The organism is Streptomyces olivochromogenes (assembly GCF_001514115.1).
In the GTDB taxonomy this organism is placed as follows: Bacteria; Actinomycetota; Actinomycetes; order Streptomycetales; family Streptomycetaceae; genus Streptomyces; species Streptomyces olivochromogenes.
Genome location: NZ_KQ948460.1, coordinates 312,873 through 325,547, shown reverse-complemented (window position 1 = coordinate 325,547; position 12,675 = coordinate 312,873). Strand labels below are relative to the sequence as shown.

Here is a 12,675-nt window from a genome sequence, read left to right as displayed (position 1 = left end):
CGGCGGCTCGGCCCCGCAGGGGATGGGGGAGAAGGCCCCACAAGGGACGCAGAAGGCCCCCGGCAGTGGTGCACTGCCGGGGGCCTTGTCATGCGTATTCGACTGCGTATTCGACCGTACGCGGCGTACCGCGCGTCCTCGCTAGAACGTGCCCAGCTTGATGATCGACAGGATCGCGATCAGCTGGATCGCCGACGCGGCCAGCGCCTTCGGCCACGGGAGGTCGTGGGACTTGCTGACCATGAGGGTCAGCAGGGCGCCCGCCGCGACCCAGGTCGCCCAGCCGAGGAGCTGCACGAAGGACGCGTTGCCGCCGAAGAACATGGCGACGATCAGGCGCGGGGTGTCCGTGATGGACATGATCAGCATGGAGAGGCCGACCGTGGGCTGCCATGCCCCGTCGCCGCCGAGCTGGCGGGCCAGGGTGTGGGTGACCACGCCCAGGATGAACGTGCTGATGACGATCGCCACGGCCGTCGTCAGGACGATCGGGACGGCGTTGGAGAGGGTGGCGTTAATGGCGTCCTCGCGGGCGCCGTCGAAGCCGAAGACGGCCAGCAGGCCGTAGAGGAACGTCACGATCAGGGCCGGGGCCCACATCGTGTAGTCGCGCATCTGCAGGAAGGTCTGGTTGGGGGCCGTGACGATGCCCCTCAGCAGGTCCTTCCAGTGCAGACGGGGGCCGACCGGCGGGGCCGCCGCCTGGCCGGCGCGGTAGGTCCCGCCCTGGGTGTAGGGGTCGTCGCCGACCGAGAAGGCCTGGGTGTGACCGGGGCTGTTCGCCGCGTACGGGTCAGGGCCCTGCTGCGGGTGACCGTCGCCGAAGTACTCCGGCTCGCCGTGGCCGCCGGCGCCGCCGCCGTTCGCCTGGGGCCAGCCGGGCTGTCCGCCCTGCTGTCCGCCGCCGTACTGCTGTCCGCCGCCGTACTGCTGACCCCCGTACGGCTGCTGCTGAGAGGGCGCGGGCGGGTAGCCGTACGGCTGCTGGCCTCCCTGCGGAGCCTGCTGTCCGTACGACGGTCGGTGTTGTTGCGGTCGCGCTTGCGGGGCTCGGTCGTCCCGGCCGCGTCCGATCCTGAATCCAGCCACGTAATCGAACGTACCTGGTCCCGCACCGTGACGTGCGGGGTGCGGGCCATCGGAGGGGGGTTTGGGTCCGAGCTGTGACATCCCCTAAGGGGAGGGGCCCGGGTGTCCCTTACGGGGGCACGGCCCCGGGTTCCGCGGGAGGGCGGAAGCCGGGCCCGTGGGTGCGGGCCCGGCTGAAGGACAGCTGGAACTCAGTCCGCGAAGTTGGCGCCGAACGCCGGTGTGCCCGTCGTCGAGACGCCCGCGTCGGCCGGCCAGATGGCGCGGGAGCCGGTCGTGGTGATCTTCGTACCGCTGGAGGGCAGGTAGGTGACCGTGCCGTCGCCGGCGTTCTCGTAGGAGCCCACGAGGAGGTCGGCCTTGCCGTCGCCGTTGACGTCGTCGAGCTTCGTGTCCAGGCCGAAGAGGTCGCCCTTCTCGTCGTTGCCGGGGACGCCCGGAGTGCTCTGCGCGAAGGCCTGGATGCCCGAGGAGGTGTTGACGCCGTGCGCGGAGCCGTACAGGACGGTGACCATGCCGGTGTCCGCGGCGCCGCTCAGGTCCTCGTACGCGGCGCTGACGACCAGGTCCTGGTAGCCGTCGCCGTTGATGTCGCCGAGGTCCAGCTCGTAGCCGAAGTTGTCGGCCTTCTCGGAGCTGCCGGGCACGCTGCCGGTGTTCTGGGTGATTCCGGTGGTGGAGGCGGGGCCGGACGCGGAGCCGTAGGTGATGTTCACCTTCCCGCCGAGCGCGGAGTCCGGAGGGGTCGTGCCGTCGCTGAGCTTGGTGTTGTCCCAGGACGCGCCGCTGACGATGTCGCCGAAGCCGTCACCGTTGATGTCGCCGATGGCCGTGATGATGCCGGCCTTGAGGGCCTTCGCGGCGGAGACGCTCAGGCCGCTCGCCGTGCCGGGCACGTAGTAGTTCGTGTTCCAGCCGTAGTCGGTCTTGGTCTCGAAGCCGTCGACCACCAGGTCGGTGCGGCCGTCGCCGTTGATGTCGCCGGCGGTGAGGTTCATCGGGCCGAGGGCGGTGCCGCCGGACTGGATCGGGGGCTTGATCGTGGTACGGGCGAGGCCGGCCGCGCCGGTGGAGGTGATGCCGCCCCGATAGACGTAGATCGTGCTGGAGGAGTTGCCGACGGCCAGGTCGGCCTTGCCGTCGCCGTCGAAGTCGCCCGCGGCGATGGTCTTGCCCCAGTAGTCGTGCGAGGAGCCGGCCGGGTCGGCGATGGCCACACCCTTGCCGGTGAGGCCGCTCGGGGAGCCCCAGAGGACGGCGAGGCCACCGGCGTCGGTGTCGTTGCCGAACTTCTCGTGCGCGGAGGCCACGGCGAGGTCGTCGTAACCGTCGCCGTTGAAGTCCGCGTACGCCGTGTCGGAGCCGAAGATGTCCCCGGCCTCGGCGGTGCCGGGGACACCGGCGGTGTTCTGGCTGAGCGTGGAGCGCTTGGCGCCGGACACGCCGCTGTGGGTGCCGTAGAGGACGACGAGCTGGCCGGCGGCCTTGTGGCCGCTCACGTAGGCGTCGGCAGCGGAGAAGGCGACGTCGCCGATTCCGTCGCCGTTGAAGTCGGCCTGCGGGACCTTCGTGGAGTCCGCGGCGGTCGCCGTCGCGGCGGAGAAGGTGAGCAGACCGCCCGTCAGCGCGGCCGCGGTGGCCGTCGCGAGGGCGAGTCGCATGACGTGCGTCTTGGCGTGCGTACGGTGCTGCGGGTACTGCCGGTACTGCTTGTGCATGCGGGGGTCTCCTGCGGCATGCGGGGACGCCTGGCGGGCATTCCCAGTCAATGGGGTGCGGACCGCCCGCGTTCACCGGGAGTTGTCCCGGGGTTCGGAGGCTGGTCGGCGAACAGAAGACCTTGAAAGGGGGGCAAGGGTTGTACGTGAGTTTGATTAATTCCTGTGATGCCTGAGGCGAGTGCCGCTGTTGGTGGCTGGTGACCACCGGTGGCGACTCGTGGTTCAGGAGTCCATTCCCAGGAACTCGGACGTGGAGAACGTGACCGTCGGCTTCGCCGTCACCAGCGTCTCCTTGTTGCCCGCGTACACCGCGACCGTGTCCTTCGTCTCCCCGTCGTACGTCCGCACGACCAGGTCCGCCCGTCCGTCCCCCGTGAAGTCGGCGACGGTCAGGACCCGGGTGGTGCCCCGGGCCGGTGGCGGTACGGTCACCATCCCCGCCGCGGACAGTCCGGTCGTACGGCCCCGCAGGATGCGCAACTCCGCCCCGCTGGAGACGAGTTCGCTCACGCCGTCCCCGTCGAAGTCCCCGGCGTCCAGCACCGAACCGGGGGTGCTGATGCTGTCGCGTACGGCGGCGGGGAGGTCGTAGCGCAGATACGTTCCGTCCATCGAGCCGACCGCCGCGTCGAGGGCGCGGCCCCTGCCGAAGCGGCCGAGGGCGACGTCGATGCCGCTCGGCAGGGCGGTGCCGGTGCGAGTGGGGCCGGCCGGGCCGCCGAGGACGAGCGCGGACGTGGCGGGGCCTTCCGCCGTACGGACCAGAAGGTCGTCGTAGCCGTCGCGGTTCACGTCGAGGGCGGGGCCGGTGGGCACGGTGCCGGGTGAGGGGAGGGGCTTGCCCGCCGCGCGCGGGGCGCCCTTCCTGGTGAACGGGCCGCGCAGATAGCTGAGTCGGCCGTCCGAGGCGTGCACGACCAGGTCCTCGGCGCCGTCGCCGTCGAAGTCGCCGCACACGGGCTGGTCGGGCCAGTCGTTGCCGGCGCGGGCCGCCGCCGGTATGACCAGCGCGACCGCCCTGCCGGAGAGGCCGGCCGGGGAGCCGAAGAGGATCTGGAGGGGGACGGGGGGCCGGCCCTGGCCGTCGTACGGCGGGTCCGTCGACACGACGAGATCGGTGAAGCCGTCCCTGTCCAGGTCGCAGCTCGCCTCCGCGTCGAAGACGGCGGGCGACTGGCCCTTCGTGCGGGCCGCTTGGCGCGCGGGGTTCAGCAACTGCCGTGCGCCGGGCGCGAGTCCATGTGCGGCTCCGGTCCCGGCTCCGTAGACGATCCCGATGCCCGCGTCGTCGCCGTGGGCGTCGTCGGGGCTCTTGACCAGGTCGTTGAGGACCAGGTCGCGAAGGCCGTCGCCGTTGAAGTCGTCGGCGGACTTGCCGCCCTTGCCGCGGGGGACGGGAAGTTGGGCGGGGGCCTTGGCGACGGTCACGGGTTCGTGTCGTGCGGAACCGCTGTTCCCGGCGCCGCCGCATCCCCCGAGCAGCAGTACGCAGCCGATCGCCGCTCCGGCCCGTACACCGGCTTTTCGCCCGCCCACCGTTCACCTCATCCGTCCCACGGACAACAACCTCGACATGATGCGCCGGATTCGACGGAAGCGGAATCGGAGCGGCTGTCGGAGCGGGGACGCCACCTCGGAAAGGGCTGTGCGTCAGCGATGAGTTTTACAGAATTGTTGACAATATTGAGCGGCTCAATTTACGTTCGCAAGGACCGGACAAACGGGGGCGGCACCCGGCGCGAAGAATGGCCCGAGAGCCCCTGACCAGCCGTTTCGGCCGCCTTATGGCCGCCGTGAACAGGGAGAAGGCTTTCCGTGAAGCACAGGGCAGTGAAGCGCAGGACCGTCGTGATGGGTATCGGCGCGACCGCCGGAGTCGCCGCAGCCGGTGGCTTCGCCTTGAGCGCGAACGCGTCGGGCACGAGCGCGAAGTCCTCGGGTGCGTCGGATTCCCTGGTCTTCGACAAGGACGCCTACACCGAGCTGACGACGACCATCACGGACGCCGACGGCACCGACCACACGGTGGTGTACCACTTCTGGAAGGCCATCACCTACGTCGCCAGTCCGGTGGACGCGAAGTACCAGAGCCTGAACGTCAGCGTCCCCGTCAAGATCGACGGCAAGGCCGTGGACGCGACGAGCGCTCCGATCGTCCTCGCCAACTCGGTGGGCGGCTACCTGCCGTCGTCCGTGGCGGACGCCACCGGCGTGGGCGGCGCCGAGATGACCGGCGGCATGCCCACGGGCGGTGCGGCCGCCAGTGCCTCCCCCAGCACGTCCCCCAGCCCCTCGGCCGCCAGCAGCGCCGGCACGGGCGAGGTGCAGTCCGGCGGCAACGCGATGGTGAACGCCCAGGGCGGGATGGTCAACCTCGGGAAGCTGGGCCTGGCGGCGGGTTACGTCGTCGTGGAGCCCGGCGCGCGCGGCCGGACCCTCACCGACTCCGCCGGCACGTACTACGGCACCGCCCCGGCCGCCATCGTCGACCTGAAGGCCGCGGTCCGCTACGTCCGCGCCAACAAGGGCGTCATCCCGGGCAACACCGACCGGATCGTCTCCACCGGTACGAGCGCGGGGGGCGCCCTGTCCTCCCTGCTCGGCGCGTCCGGCGACAGCCCGATCTACGACAAGTACCTCAAGGAGCTCGGCGCCGCCGACGCGTCCGACGCGATCTTCGCCACCGGCGCCTGGTGCCCCATCACCGACCTCGAGCACGCCGACGGCGCGTACGAGTTCAACTGGGGCACCAACGTCACGGCGAGCACCGGCAAGGTCGTCGACCAGACGGTGTCGAAGGCGCTGCGGGCCCAGTTCGCGGAGTACCAGGCTTCCCTCAGGCTGCGGGGCCTGGACGGCTTCGGCCCGCTCACGGCCCGCAACTACGACGACTACATGGTGGAGACCTACCTCCAGCCGTCCGCCACGAAGTACCTGGCGGCGCTGTCGGAGGCCGACCGTGCGACGTACCTGGCCGCGAACACGTTCATCACGTGGTCCGGCGGCAAGGCGACCTTCACCTGGGCCGACTTCCTCACCCACGTCGGCGCGCGGAAGAAGACGACTCCGGCCTTCGACGCGTTCGACCTGTCCGCGGGCGAGAACAACGAGTTCGGCGTCGGCACCACCGAGGCGCGGCACTTCACGGCGTACGGCGCGAAGAACGACACCACCGGCCTCAGCACCAAGCGGGTCGCGAGCGACATCGCCGAGAAGCTCGACCTGATGAACCCGATGCATCACATCGGGGAGGAGAACCCCGGCCGGTCGAGGCACTGGTGGATCCGCCTCGGTATGAAGGACTCCGACACCTCGCTGACGGTCTCCGCCAACCTTGCTGCGGCGCTGGACAACCTGGGTGACGACGTCAATCACCTCTACTACTGGGACGAGGGCCACGGCTCGAACGTCGACCCGGGTGACTTCCTCACGTGGATCGCGAAGGTGACGGGTGACTCGAAGCGGCGGCGCTCCGCGAAGTAGCCCCCAGGACGTCACCCGAGCCCGACGCCGAGCCCGCACATCACCGGGCTCGGCGTCGCGCTGTCCCAAGCCCCCTTCGAGAAAACGCGGACGCCGGTGGGCGAGAAGCTCGGCCCACCGGCGTCCGGATGATCGCGTCGGTTACTTCACCGGCTCAGGCTCGGGCTCGCTCTCCGCCTCCGCCGCCCCCGCCGGGTCGACCGGCGTCCTGACGGAGTCGAGAAGGAGCTGGGCCACGTCCACGACCTGGACGGACTCCTTGGCCTGGCCGTCGTTCTTCTTGCCGTTGACCGAGTCGGTCAACATCACGAGGCAGAACGGGCAGGCCGTGGACACGATGTCCGGGTTCAGCGAAAGGGCCTCGTCGACGCGCTCGTTGTTGATGCGCTTGCCGATCCGCTCCTCCATCCACATCCGCGCACCACCGGCACCGCAGCAGAAGCCGCGTTCCTTGTGGCGGTGCATCTCCTGCTGACGCAGGCCCGGGACCGCCGACATGATCTCGCGCGGCGGCGTGTAGATCTTGTTGTGGCGGCCCAGGTAGCAGGGGTCGTGGTAGGTGATGAGGCCGTCCACCGGGGTGACCGGCAGCAGCTTGCCCTCGTCGATGAGGTGCTGGAGCAGCTGGGTGTGGTGGATGACCTCGTAGTCGCCGCCGAGCTGCGGGTACTCGTTGCCGATGGTGTTGAGGCAGTGCGGGCAGGTCGCGACGATCTTCTTCGCCGACTTCGGCTTCTTCGTCGACTCGTCCTCGTCATCCTCGCCGAAGGCCATGTTCAGCGCGGCGACGTTCTCCATGCCGAGTTCCTGGAACAGGGGCTCGTTGCCGAGACGGCGCGCGGAGTCACCGGTGCACTTCTCGTCGCCGCCCATGATGGCGAACTTGACGCCCGCCATGTGGAGAAGCTCCGCGAAGGCCTTCGTGGTCTTCTTGGCGCGGTCCTCCAGGGCGCCGGCGCAGCCGACCCAGTAGAGGTACTCGACCTCGGACAGGTCCTCGATGTCGCGTCCGACGACCGGGATCTCGAAGTCGACTTCCTTCGTCCACTCGAGGCGCTGCTTCTTGGCCAGACCCCAGGGGTTGCCCTTCTTCTCCAGGTTCTTGAGCATCGTGCCCGCCTCGGACGGGAACGCGCTCTCGATCATCACCTGGTAGCGGCGCATGTCGACGATGTGGTCGATGTGCTCGATGTCGACCGGGCACTGCTCGACGCACGCGCCGCACGTGGTGCAGGACCACAGCACGTCGGGGTCGATGACGCCGTTCTCCTCGAACGTGCCGATCAGGGGGCGCTCGGCCTCGGCGAGCGCGGCGGCGGGCACGTCGGCCAGCTGCTCCGCCGACGCCTTCTCCTCGCCCTCCATGTTCTTGCCGCCGCCCGCGAGCAGGTAGGGCGCCTTGGCGTGCGCGTGGTCGCGCAGCGACATGATGAGGAGCTTGGGGGAGAGCGGCTTGCCCGTGTTCCAGGCGGGGCACTGCGACTGGCAGCGGCCGCACTCGGTGCACGTGGAGAAGTCCAGCAGGCCCTTCCAGGAGAACTGCTCGACCTGGCTGACGCCGAAGACGTCGTCCTCGCCCGGGTCGGTGAAGTCGATGGCCTTGCCGTCACTCGTCATCGGCAGCAGCGCGCCGAGGGCGGTCCCGCCCTTCGCGTTCCGCTTGAACCAGATGTTCGGGAAGGCGAGGAAGCGGTGCCAGGCGACACCCATGTCCGTCTTGAGGGAGACCGTGATCATCCAGATGAAGGACGTCCCGATCTTGATCATCGCGGTGAGGTAGATCAGGTTCTGGAGCGTGCCGACGCTCGTCCCCTTGAAGGCGGCGACGATCGGGTACGAGGCGAAGTACGCGGCCTCGTAGCCGTGCACGTCGGCGAGGGCACCCTCCAGGCCGCGCAGGGTCATGATCGCGAGGCCGATGATGAGGATGACCGACTCGACGAAGTAGGCCTGGCCGGCGTTGGACCCGGCGAAGCGGGACTTGCGGCCCGGCCGGTCGGGACGGGACAGCTGGCGGATCACGATGAGCGTGAGGATGCCGAGGGTCGTCATCAGGCCGATGAACTCGACGAAGATCTCGTACGGCAGCCAGTGCCCGATGACGGGCAGCGTCCAGTCGGCCTGGAAGAGCTGCCCGAAGGCGTTCACCAGGGTGGCGACGAGGGAGAAGAAGCCGACCGCCACGAACCAGTGCGCGACGCCGACCACCCCCCACCGGTTCATCCGGGTGTGGCCGAGGAACTCCCGGACCACCGTGACGGTGCGCGCGGTCCAGTCGTCGGTGCGGGTGCCCGCGGGGACGTCCTGGCCGAGCCGTACGAACCGGTAGATCTGCGCGATGGCGCGGGAGAACAGCGCCACGCCGACCACGGCGAGTACCAGCGACACAATGATCGCGGCGAGTTGCATTCGGGGGCTCCTCGGGCCTGCGAGGGGGAGCTGAAGGCCGACCTTCAGCCGATTACTAAGCGGTAACTTATGCAGTCCGTCTGAGACTACCCATATCTTCCGCCGCACTGTAGCCAGCGGTGCGGTGATCTGCGTCGCTGAGGTCCACCTGAGTCGCCGAAGTCACCGACCGGCAGTCGCGCACGTCACCGGCGACAACTGCCGAGGTCTCCGGCCGACACGTAAACCCGATCGTGTTATCTGCGGCGTATTTGCGACATTTAACACTAAATTGGCGGCGTGCTGTACGGAATCGCCGCCGCCATCTCTGCCCTGCTCCTCGCCGCCGTGCTCGCCGCCCTGCTGCGGCTCCTCGCCCTGCGCCTCGGCGTGGTCGAACGGCGGCGGGCGCGCGTGGTGCCGCTGCTCGGCGGGGTCGCGGTGGTGGCGGTCACGGCGTTCGTCGCCGGCGTCGGGGACTGGACGGACGTGGCGCCACTGGGGCCGGCGGCCGGGCGGCTGCTGGCCGCCGGGATCGGGGTCGGTGCCCTCGGACTCGTCGCCGACCTGTGGGCCCCGCCGGCTCTTGTGCGGGTTCCGCTCCAGGCGGCCGTCGTGACCGGCGCCGCCGCGCTGACCGTGCCGTACGACGAACTCGGCCCGGTGGTCGGGGTGGTGGCCGTCGGCTGGATCGCCCTCGCCACCCATGCCTTCACCTCGCTCGACCATGCCGACGGAGTGATGGGGACGGTCGCGGTGGTGACCGCCTTCGCGCTGAGCGGGTGCGCGGCCGCCGAGGTCATGGACGGGCTCGCGGCGCTGCTGAGCGTGCTGGCCGCCGCGCTGACCGGGTTCCTGATGCACAACTGGCCCCCGGCCCGGATCGTGCCGGGGCGCTGCGGCGGGCTGTTCGTCGGGTTCGTGCTGACCTCGGCGGCGGTCCTGGTGCACGCCGGGCGGGCGGCCGGATCGAGCGTGGGCGCCGGGTTCGCGCTGACGGCCGTGGCGACCGTCGACGCCGTACTGGTGCTGGTGTCGCGGCGGCGGGCCGGGCGTCCGCTGCTGCGCGGCGCCCCCGATCACCTGGTCCACCGGCTGCGGCGCCTCGGTGTCACACCCCAGGGCGCCGCGGTCGTCGTGGGGGTCACCGGCTTCGCGGGTGCACTCGTCGGGATGCTGATCGACATGGGATGGGTGAGCGCGTCGGCGGCGTTGTGGGTGGCGGGCTGCGCGTGTGCCGCCGTACTCGCACTGCTTCGGATCCCCACTTACGGGGGACGGCAGGTACCCGAGCACGGGAGTCGGCCGACCGTGAATCCGCAGGTCGAGCCACGCGTACAAGCACACCTGCGTGTAAGCAAGAGATAAGACTTGAGCCCCTGTGACTCATGTCTGTTGACCCAGCAATGAGTGTGGTGCACACTTGAGTCCGTTCCACTCAAGTCATTGCTGGAGGAATTGAAATGGCACGTGCGGTCGGCATCGACCTGGGCACGACTAACTCCGTCGTCAGCGTTCTTGAAGGCGGCGAGCCCACCGTCATCACCAACGCAGAGGGCGCCAGGACCACGCCGTCCGTCGTCGCCTTCGCCAAGAACGGCGAGGTGCTCGTCGGCGAGGTCGCCAAGCGCCAGGCGGTCACGAACGTGGACCGGACCATCCGCTCCGTGAAGCGTCACATGGGCACGGACTGGAAGATCGAGCTCGACGGGAAGAACTTCAACCCGCAGCAGATGAGCGCCTTCATCCTGCAGAAGCTGAAGCGCGACGCCGAGGCCTACCTGGGCGAGAAGGTCACGGACGCGGTCATCACCGTCCCGGCCTACTTCAACGACTCCGAGCGCCAGGCGACGAAGGAGGCCGGCGAGATCGCGGGCCTGAACGTCCTGCGCATCGTGAACGAGCCCACGGCCGCCGCCCTCGCGTACGGCCTGGACAAGGACGACCAGACGATCCTCGTCTTCGACCTCGGTGGCGGCACCTTCGACGTGTCCCTCCTGGAGATCGGCGACGGCGTCGTCGAGGTGAAGGCCACCAACGGCGACAACCACCTCGGTGGTGACGACTGGGACCAGCGTGTCGTCGACTACCTGGTGCAGCAGTTCCGCTCCGGTCACGGCGTGGACCTCGCCAAGGACAAGATGGCGCTCCAGCGTCTGCGCGAAGCCGCCGAGAAGGCGAAGATCGAGCTGTCCTCGTCCACCGAGACCTCGATCAACCTGCCCTACATCACGGCCTCCGCCGAGGGCCCGCTGCACCTGGACGAGAAGCTCACGCGCGCCCAGTTCCAGCAGCTCACCGCGGACCTTCTGGAGCGCTGCAAGACGCCGTTCCACAACGTCATCAAGGACGCGGGCATCAACCTCTCCGAGATCGACCACGTCGTTCTCGTCGGTGGCTCCACCCGCATGCCCGCCGTCGCCGAGCTCGTCAAGGAGCTGACCGGCGGCCAGGACGCCAACAAGGGCGTCAACCCGGACGAGGTCGTCGCCATCGGCGCCGCCCTGCAGGCCGGTGTCCTCAAGGGTGAGGTCAAGGACGTCCTGCTCCTCGACGTCACCCCGCTGTCCCTCGGCATCGAGACCAAGGGCGGCATCATGACGAAGCTCATCGAGCGGAACACGACGATCCCGACCAAGCGGTCCGAGATCTTCACCACCGCCGAGGACAACCAGCCCTCCGTCCAGATCCAGGTCTACCAGGGCGAGCGCGAGATCGCGGCGTACAACAAGAAGCTCGGGATGTTCGAGCTGACCGGTCTGCCGCCGGCCCCGCGTGGTGTCCCGCAGATCGAGGTCGCCTTCGACATCGACGCCAACGGCATCATGCACGTGACCGCGAAGGACCTGGGCACGGGCAAGGAGCAGAAGATGACCGTCACCGGCGGCTCCTCGCTGCCGAAGGACGAGGTCGACCGGATGCGCCAGGAGGCCGAGCAGTACGCGGACGAGGACCACAAGCGCCGCGAGGCCGCCGAGACCCGCAACCAGGGCGAGCAGCTCGTCTACCAGACCGAGAAGTTCCTCAAGGACAACGAGGACAAGGTCCCGGGTGACGTCAAGACCGAGGTCGAGGCCTCCATCGCCGAGCTGAAGGAGAAGCTCAAGGGCGAGGACACCGCCGAGATCCGCACCGCCACGGAGAAGGTCGCCGCGGTCTCGCAGAAGCTCGGCCAGGCCATGTACGCCGACGCCCAGGCCGCGCAGGCCGCCGGTGGCGCCGAAGGTGCCCCCGGCGCCGAGCAGGCCAAGGCCGATGACGACGTCGTCGACGCCGAGATCGTCGACGAGGACCGCAAGGACGGTGCCGCGTGACGGAGGAGACCCCGGGCTTCGACGAGAAGCCTGACGTCCCTTCCGGCGCCACCCCTGACGACGCCGAGCCGCAGGCCGCCACCCCCTCCACGGAGGAGGCGGCGGCCCCGGCCGGGGACGCATCAGCAGCACAACTGGCCGGTCTGACCGCACAGCTGGACCAGGTCCGTACGGCGCTCGGCGAGCGCACGATGGACCTCCAGCGGCTCCAGGCCGAGTACCAGAACTACCGCCGCCGGGTCGAGCGCGACCGGATCGCGGTCAAGGAGATCGCCATCGCGAACCTCCTGACCGAACTCCTGCCGGTGCTCGACAACATCGCCCGCGCGCGGGACCACGGCGAACTGGTCGGCGGCTTCAAGTCGGTGGCCGAGTCGCTGGAGACCGTCGCGGCGAAGATGGGCCTTCAGCAGTTCGGCAAGGAGGGCGAGCCCTTCGACCCGATGATCCACGAGGCCCTGATGCACTCGTACGCGCCGGACGTCACGGAGACGACGTGCGTGGCGATTCTGCAGCCGGGGTATCGCATCGGCGAGCGCACCATCCGCCCCGCGCGGGTGGCGGTCGCCGAACCCCAGCCCGGGGCGCAGACCGGCAAGGCGGACTCCCAGGATTCCGCCGAGGCGGCCGACGACAAGGAGAGCGGTGGCCCGGACGAGGGCTGACGTTGAACGCATGAG

General features: G+C 69.5%; 8 protein-coding genes. 4 read left to right on the top strand and 4 right to left on the bottom strand.

The window, feature by feature from the left end; all coding sequences use genetic code 11:
* Positions 1-141: 141 nt before the first annotated feature.
* From AQJ27_RS27295 to AQJ27_RS27285, 3 genes are all read right to left on the bottom strand, one after another.
* On the bottom strand, positions 142-1,170 hold the full coding sequence (locus tag AQJ27_RS27295; protein ID WP_079065280.1) for a Yip1 family protein: 1,029 nt from the start codon (positions 1,168-1,170) through the stop codon (positions 142-144).
* A 110-nt stretch (positions 1,171-1,280) separates the two neighbouring features.
* The gene (locus tag AQJ27_RS27290) at positions 1,281-2,807 is read right to left on the bottom strand and encodes an FG-GAP and VCBS repeat-containing protein (protein WP_235613620.1); all 1,527 of its coding nucleotides are present in this window, start codon (positions 2,805-2,807) and stop codon (positions 1,281-1,283) included.
* A 225-nt stretch (positions 2,808-3,032) separates the two neighbouring features.
* Positions 3,033-4,346: an FG-GAP repeat domain-containing protein gene (locus tag AQJ27_RS27285; RefSeq protein WP_067374243.1), complete on the bottom strand. Its 1,314-nt coding sequence runs from the start codon at positions 4,344-4,346 to the stop codon at positions 3,033-3,035.
* A gap of 315 nt (positions 4,347-4,661) precedes the next feature.
* Between AQJ27_RS27285 and AQJ27_RS27280 the strand changes: the two genes are divergently transcribed.
* The gene (locus AQJ27_RS27280) at positions 4,662-6,293 is read left to right on the top strand and encodes a subtype B tannase (RefSeq protein WP_067374240.1); all 1,632 of its coding nucleotides are present in this window, start codon (positions 4,662-4,664) and stop codon (positions 6,291-6,293) included.
* Positions 6,294-6,434: 141 nt separating this feature from the next.
* Here AQJ27_RS27280 and AQJ27_RS27275 read toward each other — a convergent pair whose 3' ends face one another.
* Entirely contained in the window at positions 6,435-8,702 is a 2,268-nt protein-coding gene (locus AQJ27_RS27275) for a (Fe-S)-binding protein (protein ID WP_067374237.1), read from the bottom strand.
* Positions 8,703-8,981: 279 nt separating this feature from the next.
* On the opposite strand from AQJ27_RS27275, the gene AQJ27_RS27270 reads away from it, so the two are divergent.
* The 3 genes from AQJ27_RS27270 (at position 8,982) to grpE (ending at position 12,660) form a co-directional block, all read left to right on the top strand.
* Positions 8,982-10,049, top strand: a complete 1,068-nt coding sequence (locus AQJ27_RS27270) for an MraY family glycosyltransferase (protein WP_067374234.1) — start codon at positions 8,982-8,984, stop codon at positions 10,047-10,049.
* 95 nt (positions 10,050-10,144) lie between these two features.
* Positions 10,145-11,995: a molecular chaperone DnaK gene (gene dnaK / locus AQJ27_RS27265; RefSeq protein WP_067374231.1), complete on the top strand. Its 1,851-nt coding sequence runs from the start codon at positions 10,145-10,147 to the stop codon at positions 11,993-11,995.
* On the top strand, positions 11,992-12,660 hold the full coding sequence (gene grpE, locus AQJ27_RS27260) for a nucleotide exchange factor GrpE (protein ID WP_067374228.1): 669 nt from the start codon (positions 11,992-11,994) through the stop codon (positions 12,658-12,660). Before dnaK ends, grpE begins: the two co-directional genes overlap by 4 nt.
* Positions 12,661-12,675 lie beyond the last annotated feature (15 nt).

Excerpts from the sequence above, each read along its gene's own strand:
- AQJ27_RS27295 (WP_079065280.1), bottom strand. The coding sequence starts at position 1,170 with ATGTCACAGCTCGGACCCAAACCCCCCTCCGATGGCCCGCACCCCGCA.
- dnaK (WP_067374231.1), top strand. The coding sequence starts at position 10,145 with ATGGCACGTGCGGTCGGCATCGACCTGGGCACGACTAACTCCGTCGTC.
- AQJ27_RS27275 (WP_067374237.1), bottom strand. The coding sequence starts at position 8,702 with ATGCAACTCGCCGCGATCATTGTGTCGCTGGTACTCGCCGTGGTCGGC.
- AQJ27_RS27280 (WP_067374240.1), top strand. The coding sequence starts at position 4,662 with ATGGGTATCGGCGCGACCGCCGGAGTCGCCGCAGCCGGTGGCTTCGCC.
- AQJ27_RS27290 (WP_235613620.1), bottom strand. The coding sequence starts at position 2,807 with ATGCACAAGCAGTACCGGCAGTACCCGCAGCACCGTACGCACGCCAAG.